Consider the following 20047-nt stretch of genomic DNA (forward strand, 5'->3'; position numbering starts at 1 on the left):
GAACGATCATGGTGAATTGGGTTCTGCGCATCGTCGTGGCGGCCGCGCTGCTCGGCTCGGCGGGCGTGCACTACTTCTTGTGGACACAGGGTTACTCGGGCATCACCGGCACGCTGTTCCTGCTCGACGCGATCGCGGGGCTGGTGCTCACGATCGCCGTCCTGGCCTGGCGGCACTGGCTGCCGGCGCTGGGCGCGGCCGGTTTCGGGGCGCTGACGCTCGGCGCGTACGTGCTGGCCGCGACCGTCGGGTTCATGGGGAACCACGACCAGTTCAACAGCCAGCCGGAGTACTGGGGCGTCATCACCGAGGCGATCTGCATCGTGGGCGGTCTGGCGCTGCTGTTCGTGAAGGACCGGCGCCGGGTCACGGCCTGAGTCCGTGGGAGAGGTCGCCGAAGAGGCGCTCATGCGCGCGCTGCACGAGGAGCACGCGACCGCGCTGTGGTCCTACGCGCTGCACCTGACCTCCGGTGACCGGATCCGCGCCGAGGACGTCGTCCAGGAGACGCTGCTGCGGGCCTGGCGGTCGCCGGCGGTGCTGGACCAGTCGCAGGGTTCGGCGCGGGCGTGGCTGTTCACCGTCGCCCGCCGCATCGCCATCGACGGCTGGCGGTCGGCGTCGGCCCGGTCGGAGGTGACGACCGACCGGCCGCCGGACCGCGTGGTCGCCGACGGCACCGACCGCGCCGTGCAGGGCTGGCTGGTCGCCGAGGCACTGGCCGAGCTGTCGGAACGGCACCGCGAGGTGCTGCTGCTGTGCTACTTCCAGGGGTATTCGGTCGCCGACGCGGCCCTGAAGCTGGGGGTGGCCGAAGGGACGGTCAAGTCGCGCACGCACTACGCGTTGCGCGCACTCCGCCTGGTGCTCGAGGAGAGGGGAGTGACCCAGTGAGCGAAGACCCCTTCGCGACGTTCGACGCCGCATACGTGCTGGGGGCGCTCGCCCCCGAGGACCGGCAGCGCTTCGAGGAGCACCTGCGGTCGTGCGACCGGTGCGCGGCTTCGGTGCGCGAGCTGGCGGGGCTGCCCGGGCTGCTGGCCAGGGTGGAGTCCCCGACGACCGTCCCGGACGCCGGGCCGCCCCCGCCGGACCTGCTGCCGGCGGTGCTCCGCCGCGTCCGGCGCGGCCGCCGGGTCCGCGTCGCGGTGACTTCCGCATCGGCCGCGCTGGCGGTGTCGGCCTGCGTGGCGCTGGCGGTGGTGGCTTCGGCGCCGGCGCCGGCTCCGTTTCCGCCCGCGGGGCCGCCGCCGGTCGCGATGACGGCGCTGGGCCAGTTCCCGGTCCGCGCGGACGCCCGCCTGGCGGCGTTCGACTGGGGCACGCAGGTCGACATGTCGTGCAGCTACACGGGCGGCCGCAGCGGCGGCGAGTACCTCCTCGTGGCGATCTCCCGCTCCGGGACGGAGACGCAGCTGGCGACGTGGAAGGCCCTCCCGGACAACACGGCCCGCCTTTCCATCGGCACGGCGCTCAAGACGCCGGACCTGGCGGCCCTGGAAATCCGCCTGGCGGGCGGACTCCCCCTGCTCCGGCTGGCGTTGTGAGACCGGTGGCTCATCCGGGCCGCAGGGGGCCCCGGATGAGCCACCACCCTCCCTCGATCCCCCCTCACCCGAGTCCCGCCCCCAACCACGCGAGTCCCGCCCCCGATCACGCGAGTTCCGCCTCCAGCCACGCGAGTCCCGCCCCCGATCACGCGAGTTCCGCCTCCAATCACGCGAGTTGACCTCCGAATCACGCGAGTTGACCTCCGAATCACGCGAGTCGACTTCCCAGTCACGCGAGTTGACCTCCGAATCACGCGAGTCGATCTCCCAATCACGTGAGTCGACCCTCCAGTCACGCGGGCCGACCTTCCAGTGGCGCGGGCCGACTCCTCCAGGTACCCCGGCGCCCGCCATGGCCGCCCCTGCGTGACTGCCGCCACCGCGGTTTCGCCGCGTGCCCGCTCGCCGGTGCGAGATGACCGGAGGTGTGTCCCGCCCCGCGTTGCGCCCGTGACAGGATTGAGCCCATGTTGCGCTGGATCACCGCAGGTGAATCGCACGGACCCGCGCTGGCCGCCGTGCTCGAAGGCATGCCCGCCGGGGTCGCCGTCACCACCGCCGACGTCACCGAGCAGCTGGCCCGGCGCCGCCTCGGCTTCGGCCGCAGCCCGCGGATGGGCTTCGAGACCGACCACATCGAGTTCCTCGGCGGCGTCCGTCACGGCCGCACCCAGGGTGGCCCGGTCGCGGTGCAGATCGAGAACGCCGAGTGGCCCAAGTGGGAGCAGGTCATGGCGGCCGACCCGGTCGACCCGCAGATCCTCGAAGGCCTCGCGCGCAACGAACCGCTCACCCGGCCCCGCCCCGGCCACGCGGACCTGCCCGGCATGCAGAAGTACGGCTTCGACGAGGCCCGTCCCGTCCTGGAGCGCGCCAGCGCCCGGGAGACGGCGTCGCGGACCGCGCTCGGCACCGTCGCGCGCAACTTCCTGAAGCAGCTGCTCGACGTCGAGATCCTCAGCCACGTCGTCTCGATCGGCGGCGCGGACGCGCCCGAAGGCCCGCTGCCCGTCGCCGCCGACCTGGCCGCCATCGACGAGAGCCCGGTGCGCGCCTTCAGCCGGGAAGGCACCGACGCGATGGTCGCCGAGGTGGACGCCGTGCGGAAGGCGGGCGACACCGTCGGCGGCGTGATCGAGGTCCTCGCCTACGGTCTCCCGCCGGGCCTCGGCTCCCACGTCCACTGGGACCGCCGGCTCGACGCGCGGCTGGCCGGCGCGCTGATGGGCGTCCAGGCGATGAAGGGCGTCGAGGTCGGCGACGGCTTCACGACCGCCCGCCGCTGGGGCAGCCAGGCCCACGACGAGATCGACCGCGGCACCGGCCCGGTCGGCGTCACCCGCCGGTCCAACCGCGCGGGCGGCCTCGAAGGCGGCATCACCAACGGCGAGCCGCTGCGCGTCCGCGTGGCCATGAAGCCGATCTCGACCGTCCCCAAAGCACTGTCCACAGTAGACGTCAAGACGGGTGAGCCCGCGGTCGCGATCCACCAGCGGTCCGACGTCTGCGCGGTGCCTCGCGCCGGGGTCGTGCTGGAGTCGGTGGTGGCGCTCGTCCTCGCCGACGCCGCGCTCGAGAAGTTCGGCGGCGACTCGCTCGCCGAGAGCAAGCGCAACGCCGAGGCGTACCTCAAGGCCCTCGAGGAGCGGTGGTGAGTCCGCGCGCGGTGATCGTCGGGCCGCCCGGCTCGGGCAAGAGCACGGTCGGCCCGCTGCTCGCCCAGGCGCTCGGCGTCGAATTCCGCGACAGCGACGACGACATCGTCGCGCGCGCCGGGCGCAGCATCTCCGACATCTTCGCGGAAGACGGGGAACCCGCCTTCCGCGCGCTGGAAGAGGAAGCGGTCGCCACCGCGCTGGCGGAGCACGAAGGCGTGCTCTCCCTCGGCGGCGGCGCGCCGCTCACCCCGGGCACCCGGGCCCGGCTGGCCGAGCACACCGTCGTGTTCCTCAACGTCGGCTTGGCCGCGGGTGTGCGACGCACCGGCTTGTCGAGTGCGCGGCCGCTGCTGGCCGGGGTGAACCCCCGCGCCACCTTCAAGAAACTGCTCGACGAGCGGGTGCCCGTCTACCGCGGGGTCGCCACCGTCGAGATCGTCACCGACGACCGGACGCCCCCCGAGATCGTCGCGCACCTCGTGGCGGAGCTCGCCGCTCCCGCCGAAGCCAAGGAGTGAAACACCCGTGTCTGATCCGGTGCGCATCCCGGTGGCCACCGCCCAGCCCTACGACGTCGTGGTCGGGCGCGGCCTGCTCGGCGACCTCACCGAGCACCTGGCCGACGCCTCGAAGATCGCGCTGATCCACCCGCCCACGCTGACCGCCACGGCCGAGGCCATCCGCGACGAGCTCACCGCGGCGGGCCTCGAGGCCCACCGCGTCGAGATCCCGGACGCCGAGGACGGCAAGGCGCTGACCGTCGCGGGCTTCTGCTGGGAGGTGCTCGGCCGGATGGGGCTGGACCGCCGCGGCGCCGTGGTCGGCCTCGGCGGCGGCGCGGTCACCGACCTGGCCGGGTTCGTGGCGGGCACGTGGATGCGCGGGGTCCGGCTGGTCAACGTGCCGACGACGCTGCTCGGCATGGTCGACGCCTCGGTCGGCGGCAAGACCGGCATCAACACCGAGGCCGGCAAGAACCTCGTCGGGGTGTTCCACGAGCCGAGCGCGGTGTTCGTCGACCTCGCGACGCTGGAGACGCTGCCGCCGAACGAGCTCGTCGCCGGGATGGCCGAGGTCGTCAAGGCCGGCTTCATCGCCGACCCGCGGATCCTCGAACTGATCGAGGCCGACCCGGCCGCGGCGCTCGACCCGGCCGGCGACGTCCTGGCCGAGCTGGTCCGCCGGTCGATCCGGGTCAAGGCCGACGTGGTGGCCGCGGACCTGCGCGAGTCCGACCTGCGCGAGATCCTCAACTACGGCCACACCCTCGGCCACGCCATCGAGCGCCGCGAGCGGTACCGGTGGCGCCACGGCGCCGCGGTCAGCGTGGGCCTGGTGTTCGCCGCCGAGCTGGCGCGGCTGGCCGGGCGGCTCGACGACGCCACGGCCGCGCGCCACGCGTCCGTGCTGAAGCTGCTCGGCCTGCCGACGACCTACGACGCCGACGCGCTGCCGCAGCTGCTGGAAACCATGAAGGGCGACAAGAAGACCCGCTCGGGCGCGCTGCGGTTCGTCGTCCTCGACGACCTCGCCAAGCCCGGCCGGCTCGAAGGCCCGGACCCGGTGCTGCTCGCGGCCGCCTACTCGGCGATCGCGGCGGAGCCGGCCGGCAACAGCGGGAGCGTGCTGCTGTGAAGGTGTTCGTGTTCAACGGCCCCAACCTCGGCCGGCTCGGCAAGCGCGAGCCGTCGGTCTACGGCTCGACGACGCACGACGACCTGGCGGCGCTGTGCGTCAAGACCGGGGACGAGCTGGGGATCGAGGTCGAGGTCCGGCAGACCGACCACGAGGGCGAGCTGGTCGGCTGGCTGCACGAGGCCGCCGACGGCGGGCATCCGGTGGTCCTCAACGCCGGCGCGTGGACGCACTACTCGATCGCGGTGCGCGATGCCGCGGCGCAGCTGACCGCGCCGCTGATCGAGCTGCACATCTCGAACGTGCACAAGCGGGAGGAGTTCCGGCACCACAGCGTGCTGTCGGACATCGCGACGGCCGTCATCGCGGGCCTCGGCGTCGACGGCTACCCGCTCGCCCTGCGCTGGCTGGCCGCGCACCCGGGATGACCCTGCTGGTGACGCCGCGGCTGACGCTGCGGCCGCTGACCGAGGCCGATCGCGAAGCCGTCCTGAAGGTGTTCGCCGACCCGGAGATGAGCCGCTTCTTCGCCGCGGACTTCTCCGACCCGGCCGTGGCGAGCGCGATGGTGGACCGCCGGCTGGCCTACCGCGGCCCGGCGGGCCAGGGCCACTGGGTGATCGAGCGCGACGGCGAGGTGATCGGCGTCGCGCACCTGCGTCCTTCGTGGGAGCTGCCGGGCGGGGTGCCGGAACTGGGGTATTACGTCGCGAGCGCGCACGCGGGGCAGGGCCTGGCCACCGAGGCCGCCCGCGCGCTGCTCGGCCACGGGCTCGGCACGCTCGGGCTCCCGGCGGTGTGGGCGCTGGTCCACGAGCGGAACGCGGCGAGCCGGAAAGTGGCCGGGCGCCTGGGTTTCCTCGACGTCGGCAGCGGCGTCCACTACGGCGACCTGCACCGCGTGCTGGTCGCGCTGCCGGCGGCCCACGGGCGGCCGCACCACATCGAGCTGTGGGTGCCGGACCTCGCCGGAGCCGAGCGCAGCTGGGGCTGGCTGCTCGGCGAGCTGGGCTGGCGCGAATTCCAGCGGTGGCCGGCGGGGGTCAGCTGGCGGCTCGGCGGAACGTACCTGGTGGTCGAGGCGTCGCCGGCGCTGAGCGCGGCGGACCACGAGCGCACCCGGCCGGGCTTGAACCACCTGGCCCTGCACGTGGGCACGCGAGCGCAGGTCGACGACCTGGCGGCCCGCGCGCCGGACCACGGCTGGCGGCCGCTGTTCGCGGACCGGTACCCCCACGCGGGCGGCCCCGCCCACTACGCGGCGTACCTGGAGAACGAAGCCGGGTTCGAGGTCGAACTGGTCGCGGTCGAGGGGCCTCCCGCGGGCGGATGACGCCGCCCGGGCGATCGTGGCCGAGGGCCGGGTCGGTGGTCGCCGCGATCCTCGCGCCGGGACGTGACACCGCCCGGGCGGTCGTGGCCCGGCCCGCCGCCACGATCGAAGGACCGCCGAACAGGAGCGCTGCCGCTCGGACGGGTGGTGCCTCGCTACACTCCGATGTCGTGCACCCGTTTCGTCGTGGGGGTCGGCGACCCGCTCCTGCCCTGTTCGCCAGTGTCCTGGCGGGGCTGCTGCTCGCGGGGTGCACCGAGGGGTACGCCCAGCCGCAGGCGGCCGGGGCGCAACCGGCGATCGCGGGCGGGAAGACCGCCTCGCCGCCGCGGCCCACCGACGTCGATCTCCCTTCGGGTGACCCCCGGCAGAGTGGTGGAGTCATCGCCGCCGGTGGGGCCGACGCCGTCTACAACTACGGACCGTCGGTGATGCTCGACCGGGGGCAGACCCGGATGTGGTGGTGCAGCCAGTACGGCGGCGCCGGGCCGGCCGGGGACGACATCCTCTACGCGCAGGCGCCGTCGTCCGACGGGCCGTTCACCGGACCGGACGGCGGGATCCCGGCCGCCGTGTTCTCCGGGGCGCCCGGGCAGTTCGACGGCATGCACACCTGCGACCCGTCCGTGCTGCGCGTCGGCTCGACGTACTACCTGTACTACACCGGCGCCGCCGGCGACCACGCGCTCGGCAACTCGATCGGGCTCGCGACCAGCGCCGACGGGATCCACTGGACCCGCGCGGCCGGCGGGCGGCCGATCCTCGGGCCCTCGCACGACGTGCACCGCGCGAACGTCTACGGCGCGGGCCAGCCGTCGGTGGTCTACCTCGACGGCTGGTTCTACCTGATGTTCACCGACACCACCGGCCGCGCCACGGGCGACAACGGCGCGGGGCAGTTCCTGCTCCGCTCGCGCGACCCGGCGTTCGGGTCGGGCGTGCAGGCCTTGGACGTCGGCGGGTTCGTGCCGGTGGCGTCGACCTCGGCGCCGCGCGCCCGGTCGATCGTCGACGGGTTCAGCGCGGACCTGATGTGGGTGGGTGCGCTCGCGGCTTTCGTCGTCGCGCACGAGACCGACGGCGGGACGACGCTGACGTTCTGGACCGCGGACTTCACCGAGCACCCGTACCGGCCCGTGCTGATCCCCGGGCCGTGGCAGGAAGGGCCGGGCCTCGTGCGCCGCGCGGACGGGCACGCGCCGCTGTCGCCGGCCGACCCGTGCGACCGGGTGCCGTTCGACGTGGTGCGCGCGACCTCGCTGGGCGGCGCCGCGGCCCCGACCGACCTGCGGCACTTCGGGCTCGAGCTGCGGGGCAGCCGGGCCTGCGAGAACCCCGACCGGGTGGCCGCGACGTTCGACGGCGTGACGGCCCCCTCCCCGGAACGGACGATGGACCTGGTCCGGGCGGGCGCGCGGGTCCGCGTGGACCGCCGCGCGGTGGCGGCGGCGCTGGCCGGCGAGGTCCTCGACCGGACACCGGCGGCGCTGGCGGCGCTCCCGCTGGCGACGCGGCTGCGCTCGGGCGCGGAGGCGGTGCGGGCACCGGAACGCGGCGCGGCCTTCGTGCTGGACGGCCACCGCTGGCCGATCCCCGACGGGGGTGTGGTGGACGCCAACGGCTCGGTGGCCCACCCGGTGACGACGGCCCAGTGGGACGGCTACCCGCCGGGGTCATCGCTGGTGGGGTGAGCGCGGAATTCTTGCCGGACGCGGTGACGGCCCGCCGGGATCGCTACCCCTGCGGCTCCTCGCCCGACTCCGGCGACCGCCCGATCCGCCCGCCCACGAACAGCCCGAGCCCGGCCGGGATCAGCACCAGCAGCGCCGAGAACGCCGCCCCGCCCGTCAATGCCCCGCCCAGCTCGGACACGCCCGTCTGGTCCACGAACACCGCCCGGCCGATCACGTACAGGATCCCCGCGACCGGTCCCGCGATCAGCGCGGAAACGAACCACACGCGCCCGCGGTCGGGCAGGCCGCGCCACGCGTCCAGGGCGCTCCACAACGCCGCCGCCCCGACCAGCACCGCCAGGGCCAGGGAAACCGCCAGCGTCTGGTCGGTCGGGTGGTAGACGGCGTACTTGGCCAGCAGCGTGATGGCCACTCCGTGCAGCACCGCCATCACCAGTCCGCGAATCACCCAGGCGCTCATCCTGCGGAGTGTAGGCGGCCTACTGGCGAGTCGCTTCCCCCGGGAAGCACGCGCACTAGGGTGGACGGGTGCCTGAAACCCATGGACGACGCCGGGCGGCGCTACGCGGGCTCCTGACCGGAGCCGGTGTCGATGCGCTGCTGGTCACCGATCTGCTGAACATCCGTTACCTGACCGGGTTCACCGGCTCGAACGCCGCCGTTCTCCTGCACGCCGGCGGCGACGACAAGACGCTCTTCTGCACCGACGGCCGCTACACCACCCAGTCGGCCGCCGAGGTGCCCGATCTCGAGACCGTCGTCGACCGGGCCAGTGCCGCCGCCCTCGTCGCCCGGGCCGCCGGGGACACCAAGACCTACGGGCGGCTCGGGTTCGAGAGCCAGCACGTCAGCGTCGAGACCTACGAAGCGCTCCGGGAGCGGGTGCCCCTGAAGCGGACGCCCGGCCTCGTCGAGCAGCTGCGCGAAGTCAAGGACGAAGCCGAGGTCGAAGCGCTGCGCCAGGCGTGCGCCGCCGCCGACCGGGCGCTGGACGACCTGGTCGCCGCCGGGGGGCTGCGGCCCGGGCGGACGGAGCTGGAAATCGCCCGTGACCTGGAGAACCGGATGCTGGAGCACGGCTCTTCGGCACCCAGCTTCGCCTCCATCGTCGCCGCCGGCGCGCACTCCGCCATCCCGCACCACCAGCCGACGCACGCCGAGCTCGAGCGCGGCGACTTCGTCAAGCTGGACTTCGGCGCCACCGTCGACGGCTACCACTCCGACATGACCCGCACCTTCGTCCTCGGCGAGCCCGCGGACTGGCAGCGGGAGGTGTACGACCTCGTGCACGCCGCCCAGGCGGCCGGGGTCGCCGCCGTCGTGCCGGGCACCGAGGTGTCCGATGTGGACGCCGCCGCCCGGACGGTGATCGCGGACGCGGGCCACGGCGAGCACTTCGCGCACGGCCTCGGGCACGGCGTCGGCCTGCAGATCCACGAGGCGCCCAGCTTCGCCGCGACGGGCGTCGGTACACTGGCCGCCGGTATGGCGGTCACCGTCGAGCCCGGCGTGTACCTGGCGGGGCGCGGTGGCGTGCGCATCGAGGACACGCTCGTCGTGCGGGCGGGGGAGCCCGAACTCCTCACCCTGAGCACCAAGAACCTCGTGGTCGTCTGACAGCGGCCCCGAACCCGAAGATTCGACACAGGAGACTGCAAGCTCGTGGCCACGACCAACGACCTGAAGAACGGGCTCGTCCTCAACCTCGAGGGCCAGCTGTGGACCGTCACCGCGTTCCAGCACGTCAAGCCGGGCAAGGGCGGCGCCTTCGTGCGCACGACGCTCAAGCACGTGCTCACCGGCAAGGTGGTCGACAAGACGTTCAACGCGGGCACGAAGGTCGAGACGGCCACGGTGGACCGCCGGAACATGACCTACCTCTACAAGGAGGGTCAGGACTTCGTGTTCATGGACGGTGACACCTACGACCAGATCACCGTCCCGGCCGAGGTCGTCGGCGACAACGCCAACTACATGCTCGAGAACACCGAGGTCCAGGTCGCGGTGCACGAGAACGAGCCGCTGTACGTCGAGCTGCCGACGTCGGTCGAGCTGCTCGTCCAGCACACCGACCCGGGCCTGCAGGGCGACCGCTCCACCGGCGGCACCAAGCCGGCGACGCTGGAGACCGGCGCGGAGATCCAGGTCCCGCTGTTCCTGTCCACCGGCGAGAAGATCAAGGTCGACACCCGCGACGGCCGTTACCTGGGCCGCGTCTCCAGCTGATGCCGACGTCGAAACCCCACCCGAACCGCGGCGGTGCGATCAGCCGCCGTCAGGCGCGCCGCCGCGCGGTGGAGATGCTGTACGAGGCCGTGCAGCGCGACACCGACGCGGTGACGCTGCTGGCCGACCGGGTCGGCGCGACGGAGGTCGACCCGATCGCGGACTACACGATCAGCCTGGTCGAGGGCGTGACCGGGCGGAAGGCCCAGATCGACGAGCTGCTGGCCGAGCACGCGCAGGGCTGGACCCTGGACCGGATGCCGAAGGTCGACCTCGCGGTGCTGCGGGTCGGGGTCTACGAGCTGCTCTGGGCCGAGGACGTGCCGGACCCGGTCGCGATCGACGAGGCCGTCGGCCTGGCGAAGGAACTGTCCACGGACGACTCGCCGCGGTTCGTCAACGGCGTCCTGGGCCGGATCGGCACGATCGCCGACCGCCTGCGCGCCGTGCTCTGACGAAGAAGAACAACATCCGGGTGCTGCGGGCCCCCCGACGAATCAGTGAGCGTCTCCGGTGCCCCACCGAGGGACGCTCACTGCGTCGGTACAGCACACGAGGGGATCAGTCCTCCTTGGAAGGACGCGCCTCCGGCGGCAGGACGCCCCAGTCGATGAGCTGCTCGGTCAGCTCGCCCGGCGTCATGTCGTAGATGATCGCCAGGGACCGCAGGTCCTCGGTGCGGATCGAGAGCACCTTGCCGTTGTAGTCGCCGCGCTGGCTCTGGATCGTCGCCGCGTAGCGGGCCAGCGGGCCCACCTTCTCGGCCGGCAGCTGCTGCAGGCGCTCCAGGTTGATCACGATCTTGGTGGCGGGCTCGGCACCGGAGGGGACCCGGCCCTCGGGCAGCAGCTCGACCACCGGTACACCGTAGAAGTCGGCCAGCTCGGCCAGCTTCTGGACGGTGACGGCGCGGTCGCCACGCTCGTACGAGCCGACGACGACGGCCTTCCAGCGCCCACCGGACTTCTGCTCGACCCCGTGCAGGGACAGGCCCTGCTGCTGGCGGATCCCGCGGAGCTTGGCCCCGAGCGCCTTGGCGTAATCGCCCATCTGGTCGTTCTCCGTTCTTCACCCCCTCCCGGTCGGGGTGACCGGGCCGGGGGACTCGCTGAGTCGAATACTCAGAGTAATGGTTACGCATTGTTGTCACCAGGTCAAGCAGAAGCTTGCCGCGAATCACGCCACACCACCCGGAAGACTGAGCAAAGTGCCTGCTACTGTCGGTGGGAAAGCCCCGACCAGCAGGGGAACAGACGTCCTTTAAGGACCCGTCCGGTGAGGCGGGGAAGGAGTCCGGTTTGTCGTCACGCCCGCGTGACGCGGCTGGTTCGGCCGGGGAGCGCGAGCTCCTGACGGCCGGCGATGTCGCGCGCACGATCGCCCGAATGGCCCATCAGGTCATCGAAAAGACCGCGAACGGTGCGGAGAGCACTACCCCGCCCGTGTTGCTCGGCATCCCGTCCCGGGGCACGCCGCTCGCGGTCCGCCTGGCCGACAAGATCGGCGAGTTCTCCGGGGTCCGCCCGCCCACCGGCGCCCTCGACGTCACCCTCTACCGGGACGACCTCCGCCGCCGCCCGCCGCGCGCGCTCGAACAGACGCAGCTGCCCACCGACGGCATCGACGACCGCGTCGTGATCCTGGTCGACGACGTCCTCTTCTCCGGCCGGACGATCCGGGCCGCGCTCGATGCCCTGCGTGATCACGGCCGCCCCCGCGCGGTCCAGCTGGCCGTGCTGGTCGACCGCGGTCACCGCGAGCTGCCGATCCGCGCCGACTACGTGGGCAAGAACGTCCCGACCGCCCGCACCGAGGGCGTGTCCGTCCTGCTGGCCGAGATCGACGGCCGGGACGCGGTCCTGCTGCGCCCTTCCAAGGCCGACACTGCTGCTGGAGAGGACTCGTGAAACACCTGCTCGCCACCGACGGCCTGGACCCGGCGCTGGCCACGGCCGTGCTCGACACCGCCGACGAGCTGAAGCACACGCTGCTCGGCCGGGAGGTCAAGAAGCTGCCGACGCTGCGCGGCCGCACGGTGATCACCCTGTTCTACGAGAACTCGACCCGCACCCGGGTGTCGTTCGAGATCGCCGGCAAGTGGATGAGCGCGGACGTGATCAACGTCTCCGCGTCCAGCTCCTCGGTCAACAAGGGGGAGTCCCTTCGCGACACCGCGCTGACGCTGGCCGCGGCGGGCGCCGACTGCGTGATCGTCCGCCACCCCGCCAGCGGCGCCGCCCAGCGGCTCTCGGAGTGGCTGGCCGAACCCGGCACGTCCGTGGTCAACGCCGGCGACGGCACCCACGAGCACCCGACGCAGGCGCTGCTCGACGCGGCGACCCTGCGCGAGCGGCTCGGGTCGCTGAAGGACCGTCGCATCGCCATCGTCGGGGACGTCCTGCACAGCCGGGTCGCCCGCTCGAACATCCACCTGCTCTCGGCCTTGGGCGCCGAAGTCGTGCTCGTCGCGCCACCGACGTTGCTGCCTTACGGCGTGGAAAGCCTTCCGGTGACCGTTTCGCACGACCTGGACGCCGAGCTGCCCGCGGTCGACGCGGTGATGATGCTGCGGGTCCAGGCGGAGCGCATGCACGGTGGGTTCTTTCCATCGGCGCGCGAGTACTCGATCTCCTACGGCCTCTCGGAACGGCGGCAGAAGCTGCTGCCGGACCACGCGGTCGTCCTGCACCCCGGCCCGATGCTGCGCGGGATGGAGATCGCGAGCGCGGTCGCCGACTCCCCGGCCTCGGCCATCACCGAACAGGTCCGCAACGGCGTGCACGTGCGCATGGCGGTCCTCTACCACCTTCTGGCCAGCGAAGGAGCCGCCGCGTGAGCACCGTGATCCAGGGCGCCCGCCCCTACGGCGAAGGCGACCCGGTCGACGTCCTGGTCGAGGACGGCGTGATCACCGCGATCGGCGCCGTCGACGTTCCCGAAGACGCCGAAGTGATCGACGCGGGCGGGCAGGTGCTGCTCCCCGGGTTCGTCGACCTGCACACCCACCTGCGCGAACCCGGCCGCGAGGACACCGAGACGATCGACACCGGCTCGGCCGCGGCGGCGCTCGGCGGGTACACCGCGGTGTTCGCCATGGCCAACACCGACCCGGTGGCCGACAACGCCGTGATCGTCGAGCACGTCTGGCGGCGCGGGCAGGAGGTCGGCCTGGTCGACGTCCACCCGGTCGGCGCGGTCACCGTCGGGCTCAAGGGCGAGAAGCTCGCCGAGCTGGGCACGATGGCGGCGTCGCAGGCGCGGGTGAAGGTGTTCTCCGACGACGGCCTCTGCGTCGCCGACCCGCTGCTGATGCGCCGCGCGCTGGAGTACTCGACCGCGCTCGACGTCGTCGTCGCGCAGCACGCCGAAGAGCCGCGGCTGACCGTCGGCGCCCAGGCGCACGAGGGCGAGCGCGCGGCCCGGCTCGGCTACACCGGCTGGCCCGCCGCCGCCGAAGAGTCCATCGTGGCCCGCGACTGCTTGCTCGCCCTGCACGCCAATGCCCGGCTGCACGTCTGCCACGTCTCCACCACGGGCACCGCGGACGTGCTGGCCTGGGCCAAGGGGCGCGGCACGAAGGTGACGGCCGAGGTCACGCCGCACCACCTGCTGCTCACCGACGAGCGCCTGGCCACCTACGACCCGGTGAACAAGGTGAACCCGCCGCTGCGCACGGAGTCCGACGCCGAAAAGCTCCGGGCCGCGCTGGCCGAGGGCGTCATCGACTGCGTCGCCACCGACCACGCGCCGCACGCCGTGCAGGACAAGGACACCGAGTGGAGCGCGGCCCGGCCGGGCATGCTCGGGCTGCAGACGGCGCTGTCCATCGTGGCCGAGACGATGGTCCGCACCGGCCTGCTGGACTGGCGCGGCGTCGCCCGCGTCATGAGCGAGCGGCCCGCCGAGATCGGCAACCTGGCCGACCAGGGCCGGCCGATCGCCGTCGGTGAGCCGGCGAACCTGACGCTCGTCGACCCGGACGCCGAGTGGACCGTCCGGGGCGCGGAGCTGGCCAGCATCGCGGCCAACACCCCGTACGAGGGAATGCGGCTGCCCGGCGTGGTGACCGCGACGCTGCTGCGCGGGCGGATCACCGCGCGGGACGGGAAGATCTGCTGATGGAGCGCTTCTGGCTCGTGCTGGCGATCGTCGCCTTCTTCCTGCTCTGCCTCTGGGGCATGTACGTGGGCTGGCGGCGCAAGTCCCGCTCGCAGAGCGCCCAGGTGCCGCCGTTCCCCGCGATCCCCTCGGATGCCGGCGAGGTGCTGCTGGAGTCCACCGGCGTCTACCTGGCGACGACGATCGCGGGGGAGTGGCAGAACCGGATCGTCACCCGCGGCGCGGGACTGCGCACCGGCGCGGTCTGGCGCCTGCACGACGGCGGTGTCGCCGTCGAGCGCGGGGGAGCGCCCGACTTCTGGATCCCGCGCGATGCCGTCACCGGTGTCCGGCGGGACAAGAAGATCGCCGGGAAGGTGATGGGCACGGACGCGCTGCTGGTCGTCACCTGGCGGCTCGGTGAAACCGAACTCGACACCGGCTTCCGCGGCGACGACCTCGACGACTATCCACAATGGATCGAACAGCTCAAGATCAAGGGAGGTGCCCAGTGAACGCGCGCGCTCAGGCCGCACTGGTGCTCGAAGACGGCCGGGTGTTCCGCGGCGCTGCCTACGGCGCGCAGGGGCGAACCCTCGGCGAGGCGGTGTTCTGCACCGGCATGACCGGGTACCAGGAGACGCTGACCGACCCGTCCTACCACGGGCAGATCGTGGTGCAGACCGCGCCGCAGATCGGCAACACCGGCTGGAACGACGAGGACGACGAGTCCTCGAAGATCTGGGTCAACGGCTACGTGGTGCGCGACCCCGCCCGCACGCCGTCCAACTGGCGCTCTCGCCGGACGTTGGACGAGGAACTGGTGCGGCAGGGCATCGTCGGCATCGCCGAGGTCGACACCCGCTCGCTGACCCGCCACCTGCGCGAGCTCGGCGCGATGCGTGCCGGCGTGTTCTCCGGTGACGCGCTGGGCACCGTCGACGACATGGTCGCCGAGGTGCTGGCGAGCCCGAAGATGGAAGGTGCCGACCTGGCGGGCCAGGTTTCGACGCCCCAGCCGTACGTGGTCTCGCCGTCCGGCGAAGTCCGCTTCCGGGTGGCGGCGCTGGACCTGGGCATCAAGTCCAACACCCCGCGCCAGATGGTCAAGCGCGGCATCGAGATGCACGTGCTGCCGTCGACTTCGTCGCTGGACGACCTGCTGGCGATCGAGCCGGACGGGGTGTTCCTGTCGAACGGCCCCGGCGACCCGGCCACGACGACGCACGCCACCGAGCTGACCAAGCAGGTCCTGGGCCGCGAGATCCCGCTGTTCGGCATCTGCTTCGGCAACCAGGTCCTGGGCCGCGCGCTCGGCCTGGGGACGTACAAGATGCGCTACGGCCACCGCGGCATCAACATCCCGGTGATCGACGTGGCGACCCGGTCCGTGGCGATCACCGCGCAGAACCACGGGTTCGCGTTGGAAGGCGAGCCGGGACAGCGTTTCGAGTCCCCGTTCGGCGCGGCGCAGATCAGCCACTACTGCCCCAACGACGACACGGTCGAGGGCGTCCGGGCGCTGGACGTCCCGGCGTTCTCGGTCCAGTACCACCCCGAAGCCGCAGCCGGCCCGCACGACGCGGCGCCGCTGTTCGACGATTTCGTTTCGCTCATGGAGAAGAAGGCCTGATGCCGAAGAGGACGGACATCCAGCACGTGCTGGTGATCGGCTCCGGGCCGATCGTGATCGGGCAGGCCGCGGAGTTCGACTACTCCGGTACCCAGGCCTGCCGGGTGCTGCGCAGCGAAGGCCTGCGCGTGTCGCTGGTGAACTCGAACCCGGCGACCATCATGACCGACCCCGAGTTCGCCGATGCCACCTACATCGAGCCGGTGACGCCGGACTTCGTGGAGAAGGTCATCGCCGCCGAGAGTGAACGCGGGTACCCCGTCGATGCGCTGCTGGCGACCCTCGGCGGGCAGACCGCGCTGAACTGCGCCGTCGCGCTGCACGAGCGGGGGGTGCTCGACAAGTACGGCGTCGAGCTGATCGGTGCCGACATCGACGCCATCCAGCGCGGTGAGGACCGGCAGAAGTTCAAGGACATCGTGCGCACCATCGGCGCCGACGTCCCGCGCAGCCGCGTCTGCCACGACATGGACGAGGTCCGCGACACCGTCAAGGAGCTCGGCCTGCCGGTCGTGATCCGGCCGTCCTTCACCATGGGCGGGCTCGGCTCCGGCATGGCGCACACGCCCGAGGACCTCGAGCGGCTCGCCTCCACCGGGCTCGCCGAGTCTCCGGTCACCGAGGTGCTCATCGAGGAGAGCGTGCTCGGCTGGAAGGAGTACGAGCTCGAGCTGATGCGCGACAAGCACGACAACGTCGTGGTCGTCTGCTCGATCGAGAACATCGACGCGATGGGCGTGCACACCGGCGACTCGGTCACCGTCGCGCCGACGATGACCCTCACCGACCGCGAGTACCAGGTGATGCGGGACGTCGGCATCGCCGTGCTGCGCGAAGTCGGCGTCGACACCGGTGGCTGCAACATCCAGTTCGCGATCAACCCGCGCGACGGCCGGATGGTCGTCATCGAGATGAACCCGCGCGTGTCGAGGTCTTCCGCGCTGGCGTCGAAGGCCACCGGCTTCCCGATCGCCAAGATCGCCGCGAAGCTCGCCATCGGCTACACCCTCGACGAGATCCAGAACGACATCACCGGCGAGACGCCGGCGGCGTTCGAGCCCACTTTGGACTACGTCGTCGTGAAGATGCCGCGGTTCGCCTTCGAGAAGTTCCCCGGCGCGGACCCGACGCTGACCACGACGATGAAGAGCGTCGGCGAGGCGATGTCGTTCGGCCGCAGCTTCCCCGAGGCGCTCGGCAAGGTGATGCGGTCGATCGAGACCAAGGCGAGCGGGTTCTGGACGCTGCCCGACCCCGACGGCGCGACGCTGGAGTCCACTTTGGACGAGCTGCGCACGCCGCACGAAGGCCGGCTGTACGAAGTGGAGCGGGCGCTGCGGCTCGGGGCCACCGTCGAGCAGGTCCACGAAGCGAGTGGCATCGACCCGTGGTTCATCGACCAGATCGCCTACATCGGCGAGGTCGGCGCCGAAGTCCGCGACGCGCCCGTGCTCGACGGCGAACTGCTGCGCCGCGCCAAGCGCACGGGTCTCTCGGACCGCCAGATCGCCGCGCTGCGGCCGGAACTGGCCGGCGAGGACGGCGTCCGCACCCTCCGCCACCGCCTCGGCGTGCGGCCGGTGTTCAAGACCGTCGACACCTGCGCGGCCGAGTTCGCCGCCAAGACGCCGTACCACTACTCCGCCTACGAGTCCGACCCCGAGGCCCAGTCCGAAGTGGCCGTCCAGTCGGAGAAGCCGAAGGTGCTCATCCTCGGCAGCGGCCCGAACCGGATCGGGCAGGGCATCGAGTTCGACTACTCCTGCGTGCACGCGGCGATCGCGTTGCGGGAGGCCGGGTTCGAGGCCGTGATGGTCAACTGCAACCCGGAAACCGTGTCCACCGACTACGACACGTCCGACCGGCTGTACTTCGAGCCGCTGTCCTTCGAGGACGTCCTCGAGGTCGTGCACGCCGAGCAGGCGTCCGGCACGGTCGCCGGCGTCATCGTCCAGCTCGGCGGCCAGACCCCGCTGGGCCTGGCGAAGCGGCTCGCCGACGCCGGTGTCCCGGTGGTCGGGACGCCGCCGGAGGCCATCCACCTCGCCGAGGACCGCGGCGCGTTCGGCGAGGTGCTCACCGACGCCGGGCTGCCCGCGCCGCGCTACGGCACGGCGACGTCGTTCGAGGGCGCCAAGCGGATCGCCGACGAGATCGGCTACCCGGTGCTGGTCCGGCCGTCCTACGTGCTCGGCGGACGCGGCATGGAGATCGTCTACGACGAGGAGACCCTGGCCGGCTACATCAGCCGCGCCACGGAGATCACGCCCGAGCACCCGGTGCTGGTGGACCGCTTCCTCGACGACGCCATCGAAATCGACGTCGACGCGCTGTTCGACGGCGAGGAGCTCTACCTCGGCGGCGTCATGGAGCACATCGAGGAAGCCGGCATCCACTCCGGCGACTCCTCGTGCGCGCTGCCGCCGATCACGCTCGGCCACACCGACCTGCAGGCGGTCCGCCGCTCCACCGAGGCGATCGCCCGCGGGGTGGGCGTGCGCGGGCTCCTGAACGTCCAGTACGCGCTCAAGGACGACGTCCTGTACGTCCTGGAGGCCAACCCGCGCGCGTCGCGGACGGTGCCGTTCGTGTCCAAGGCGACGGCGGTGCCGCTGGCCAAGGCCGCCGCGCTGATCATGACCGGCTCGACGATCAAGGACCTGCGCGGGAGCGGGGTCCTGCCGGCCGAAGGAGACGGCGGCCGGATGCCGGCCGATTCGCCGGTCGCGGTGAAGGAAGCCGTGCTGCCCTTCCACCGCTTCCGCACCCCTGAAGGGCACGGCGTGGATTCATTGCTGGGCCCGGAGATGAAGTCGACCGGCGAGGTGATGGGCGTCGACGTCGACTTCGGCAAGGCGTTCGCGAAGTCGCAGAGCGGCGCGTACGGCTCACTGCCGACGTCCGGGCGCGTGTTCGTCTCGGTGGCCAACCGCGACAAGCGCTCGCTGGTGTTCCCGGTGAAGCGGCTGGCGGACCTCGGGTTCGAGATCCTCGCCACCTCCGGTACCGCGGAAGTGCTGCGGCGCAACGGGATCCCGTGCACGGTGGTGCGCAAGCACTACGAAGGTTCGACCGAGGCCGAGCCGAACATCGTGGACGTCATCCTGAACGGCGACGTCGACATGGTGATCAACACCCCGTACGGGAACAGTGGTCCGCGCGTCGACGGCTACGAAATCCGCACCGCCGCGGTGTCGCGGGACATCCCGTGCGTGACGACCGTGCAGGGCGCCGCGGCGGCCGTGCACGGCATCGAAGCGCTGATCCGGGGCGACATCGGGGTCAAGTCCCTGCAGGAGCTGCAGGCGGCGCTGAAGGCGAAGTCGTGAGCGGGCGGGAGCGGTTCGGGGCGCGGCTGGCCAAGGCCGTCGCGGCCCGCGGCCCGCTGTGCGCCGGGATCGACCCCCACCCCGGCCTGATCGAGGCCTGGGGGCTCCCGGTGGACGTCTCGGGCCTGGAACGGTTCGCGCTGTCCGCCACGGAGGTCCTGGCGGCGCACGCGGCCATCGTGAAGCCGCAGTCGGCGTTCTTCGAAAGTTTCGGAGCGGCCGGCGTCCGGGTGCTGGGGCGGGTCGTCGAGACCGCCCGCGACGCCGGGGCGCTGGTGCTCTTGGACGTCAAACGCGGCGACATCGGGTCCACGATGGGTGCCTACACCGCCGCGTACGTCGCCGAGGGTGCGGCGATCGCCGCCGACGCGATCACCGTTTCGCCGTACCTCGGCTTCGGCTCTTTGGCCCAATGCGCCGAAATGGCCGTCTCGGCGGGACGCGGCATCTTCGTGCTTGCCCGGACTTCGAACCCGGAAGCGGGCGAGGTGCAGAACGCGAAGCTGCCCGACGGGCGCACGGTCGCGCAGGCGATCGTCGACTCGGCCGCGGCACTCAACGCAGGCGCGGAACCGCTCGGCGATGTGGGTGTCGTGGTCGGGGCCACCGTTCCGCCGGGAGAGCTCGATCTTTCGCGGTTGAACGGTCCGGTGCTGGCACCCGGTTTCGGGGCCCAGGGAGCCACTGTGGCCGATTTGCGGGCCCTGTTCGGTGCGTCCCTTCCGGGCGTGCTGCCCGCGTCGTCCCGGGACATCCTGAAGCACGGTCCGGAGCAAGCGGCTTTGCGCCAAGCGGTCGAACGGGTCGCCGAAGTGCTGGCCGACCCGCAGGAAAACGGCCAATAGCAGGGGCCGGAACGGGCCCCCACCAGGCACCCCCGCATTGTGGCCG

Annotated in this window: 21 protein-coding genes; 19 read left to right on the forward strand and 2 right to left on the reverse strand. The window is 72.2% G+C overall.

Going from position 1 to position 20047, the window contains the following annotated elements; genetic code table 11:
- Positions 1-8 precede the first annotated feature (8 nt).
- The 9 genes from QRY02_RS03200 to QRY02_RS03240 all read left to right on the forward strand — a co-directional run bounded on the left by QRY02_RS03200 (position 9) and on the right by QRY02_RS03240 (position 7867).
- Complete coding sequence (locus QRY02_RS03200; RefSeq protein ID WP_285989989.1) at positions 9-377, forward strand: hypothetical protein; 369 nt, start codon at positions 9-11, stop codon at positions 375-377.
- A 4-nt stretch (positions 378-381) separates the two neighbouring features.
- Positions 382-894, forward strand: a complete 513-nt coding sequence (locus tag QRY02_RS03205; RefSeq protein WP_103336010.1) for a sigma-70 family RNA polymerase sigma factor — start codon at positions 382-384, stop codon at positions 892-894.
- On the forward strand, positions 891-1547 hold the full coding sequence (locus QRY02_RS03210; RefSeq protein ID WP_285989990.1) for an anti-sigma factor family protein: 657 nt from the start codon (positions 891-893) through the stop codon (positions 1545-1547). Before QRY02_RS03205 ends, QRY02_RS03210 begins: the two co-directional genes overlap by 4 nt.
- 470 nt (positions 1548-2017) lie before the next feature.
- Positions 2018-3205: a chorismate synthase gene (gene aroC / locus QRY02_RS03215; protein WP_285989991.1), complete on the forward strand. Its 1188-nt coding sequence runs from the start codon at positions 2018-2020 to the stop codon at positions 3203-3205.
- A complete protein-coding gene (locus QRY02_RS03220; protein ID WP_285989992.1) occupies positions 3202-3726 on the forward strand; it encodes a shikimate kinase in 525 nt (174 codons plus the stop codon). Before aroC ends, QRY02_RS03220 begins: the two co-directional genes overlap by 4 nt.
- A gap of 7 nt (positions 3727-3733) precedes the next feature.
- On the forward strand, positions 3734-4843 hold the full coding sequence (gene aroB, locus QRY02_RS03225; protein ID WP_285989993.1) for a 3-dehydroquinate synthase: 1110 nt from the start codon (positions 3734-3736) through the stop codon (positions 4841-4843).
- A complete protein-coding gene (aroQ, locus tag QRY02_RS03230; protein WP_285989994.1) occupies positions 4840-5271 on the forward strand; it encodes a type II 3-dehydroquinate dehydratase in 432 nt (143 codons plus the stop codon). Before aroB ends, aroQ begins: the two co-directional genes overlap by 4 nt.
- The gene (locus tag QRY02_RS03235) at positions 5268-6176 is read left to right on the forward strand and encodes a GNAT family N-acetyltransferase (protein ID WP_285989995.1); all 909 of its coding nucleotides are present in this window, start codon (positions 5268-5270) and stop codon (positions 6174-6176) included. The genes aroQ and QRY02_RS03235 overlap by 4 nt, the downstream gene beginning before the upstream one ends.
- A 212-nt stretch (positions 6177-6388) precedes the next feature.
- Positions 6389-7867, forward strand: coding sequence for a glycoside hydrolase family protein (locus QRY02_RS03240; protein WP_285993750.1), 1479 nt, complete (start codon positions 6389-6391; stop codon positions 7865-7867).
- A 43-nt stretch (positions 7868-7910) separates the two neighbouring features.
- Here the strand turns inward: QRY02_RS03240 and QRY02_RS03245 are convergent, their stop codons facing one another.
- Positions 7911-8330 carry a B-4DMT family transporter gene (locus tag QRY02_RS03245; protein ID WP_285989996.1) on the reverse strand — a complete coding sequence of 140 codons (420 nt, stop codon included), beginning with the start codon at positions 8328-8330 and terminating at the stop codon, positions 7911-7913.
- Between the two features lie 68 nt (positions 8331-8398).
- Between QRY02_RS03245 and QRY02_RS03250 the strand changes: the two genes are divergently transcribed.
- Genes QRY02_RS03250 through nusB form a run of 3 tightly spaced genes read left to right on the forward strand, consistent with a single transcriptional unit; the run spans position 8399 to position 10551 of the window.
- Positions 8399-9487, forward strand: coding sequence for a M24 family metallopeptidase (locus tag QRY02_RS03250; RefSeq protein ID WP_285989997.1), 1089 nt, complete (start codon positions 8399-8401; stop codon positions 9485-9487).
- Positions 9488-9532: 45 nt separating this feature from the next.
- Positions 9533-10096 (forward strand): elongation factor P, encoded by a 564-nt coding sequence (gene efp, locus QRY02_RS03255; protein WP_285989998.1) that lies wholly within the window; start codon positions 9533-9535, stop codon positions 10094-10096.
- Positions 10096-10551: a transcription antitermination factor NusB gene (gene nusB, locus QRY02_RS03260; RefSeq protein ID WP_285989999.1), complete on the forward strand. Its 456-nt coding sequence runs from the start codon at positions 10096-10098 to the stop codon at positions 10549-10551. Before efp ends, nusB begins: the two co-directional genes overlap by 1 nt.
- A 106-nt stretch (positions 10552-10657) precedes the next feature.
- On the opposite strand, the gene bldD is transcribed toward nusB, so the two are convergent.
- A complete protein-coding gene (gene bldD, locus QRY02_RS03265) occupies positions 10658-11146 on the reverse strand; it encodes a transcriptional regulator BldD (protein WP_003096372.1) in 489 nt (162 codons plus the stop codon).
- A 248-nt stretch (positions 11147-11394) separates the two neighbouring features.
- Here bldD and pyrR point away from each other — a divergent pair, with 248 nt between their 5' ends.
- Genes pyrR through pyrF form a run of 7 tightly spaced genes read left to right on the forward strand, consistent with a single transcriptional unit; the run spans position 11395 to position 20001 of the window.
- Positions 11395-12003 (forward strand): bifunctional pyr operon transcriptional regulator/uracil phosphoribosyltransferase PyrR, encoded by a 609-nt coding sequence (gene pyrR / locus QRY02_RS03270; RefSeq protein WP_285990000.1) that lies wholly within the window; start codon positions 11395-11397, stop codon positions 12001-12003.
- On the forward strand, positions 12000-12932 hold the full coding sequence (locus QRY02_RS03275) for an aspartate carbamoyltransferase catalytic subunit (RefSeq protein ID WP_285990001.1): 933 nt from the start codon (positions 12000-12002) through the stop codon (positions 12930-12932). The genes pyrR and QRY02_RS03275 overlap by 4 nt, the downstream gene beginning before the upstream one ends.
- Positions 12929-14215: a dihydroorotase gene (locus QRY02_RS03280; protein WP_285990002.1), complete on the forward strand. Its 1287-nt coding sequence runs from the start codon at positions 12929-12931 to the stop codon at positions 14213-14215. The genes QRY02_RS03275 and QRY02_RS03280 overlap by 4 nt, the downstream gene beginning before the upstream one ends.
- Positions 14215-14709 (forward strand): PH-like domain-containing protein, encoded by a 495-nt coding sequence (locus QRY02_RS03285; protein ID WP_285990003.1) that lies wholly within the window; start codon positions 14215-14217, stop codon positions 14707-14709. Before QRY02_RS03280 ends, QRY02_RS03285 begins: the two co-directional genes overlap by 1 nt.
- Positions 14670-15827 carry a glutamine-hydrolyzing carbamoyl-phosphate synthase small subunit gene (gene carA, locus QRY02_RS03290; protein WP_285990004.1) on the forward strand — a complete coding sequence of 386 codons (1158 nt, stop codon included), beginning with the start codon at positions 14670-14672 and terminating at the stop codon, positions 15825-15827. The genes QRY02_RS03285 and carA overlap by 40 nt, the downstream gene beginning before the upstream one ends.
- Positions 15827-19156: a carbamoyl-phosphate synthase large subunit gene (carB, locus tag QRY02_RS03295; RefSeq protein WP_285990005.1), complete on the forward strand. Its 3330-nt coding sequence runs from the start codon at positions 15827-15829 to the stop codon at positions 19154-19156. Before carA ends, carB begins: the two co-directional genes overlap by 1 nt.
- The gene (gene pyrF, locus QRY02_RS03300) at positions 19153-20001 is read left to right on the forward strand and encodes an orotidine-5'-phosphate decarboxylase (RefSeq protein ID WP_285990006.1); all 849 of its coding nucleotides are present in this window, start codon (positions 19153-19155) and stop codon (positions 19999-20001) included. The genes carB and pyrF overlap by 4 nt, the downstream gene beginning before the upstream one ends.
- Positions 20002-20047 lie beyond the last annotated feature (46 nt).

It is taken from the genome of Amycolatopsis sp. DG1A-15b (assembly GCF_030285645.1).
In the GTDB taxonomy this organism is placed as follows: Bacteria; Actinomycetota; Actinomycetes; order Mycobacteriales; family Pseudonocardiaceae; genus Amycolatopsis.

Bases quoted from the DNA above. Each gene is read 5' to 3' on its own strand.
- QRY02_RS03200 (WP_285989989.1), top strand. From the start codon at position 9: ATGGTGAATTGGGTTCTGCGCATCGTCGTGGCGGCCGCGCTGCTCGGC.
- bldD (WP_003096372.1), bottom strand. From the start codon at position 11,146: ATGGGCGATTACGCCAAGGCGCTCGGGGCCAAGCTCCGCGGGATCCGC.
- QRY02_RS03235 (WP_285989995.1), top strand. From the start codon at position 5,268: ATGACCCTGCTGGTGACGCCGCGGCTGACGCTGCGGCCGCTGACCGAG.
- QRY02_RS03285 (WP_285990003.1), top strand. From the start codon at position 14,215: ATGGAGCGCTTCTGGCTCGTGCTGGCGATCGTCGCCTTCTTCCTGCTC.
- nusB (WP_285989999.1), top strand. From the start codon at position 10,096: ATGCCGACGTCGAAACCCCACCCGAACCGCGGCGGTGCGATCAGCCGC.
- aroC (WP_285989991.1), top strand. From the start codon at position 2,018: ATGTTGCGCTGGATCACCGCAGGTGAATCGCACGGACCCGCGCTGGCC.
- QRY02_RS03245 (WP_285989996.1), bottom strand. From the start codon at position 8,330: ATGAGCGCCTGGGTGATTCGCGGACTGGTGATGGCGGTGCTGCACGGA.
- carA (WP_285990004.1), top strand. From the start codon at position 14,670: ATGGATCGAACAGCTCAAGATCAAGGGAGGTGCCCAGTGAACGCGCGC.
- carB (WP_285990005.1), top strand. From the start codon at position 15,827: ATGCCGAAGAGGACGGACATCCAGCACGTGCTGGTGATCGGCTCCGGG.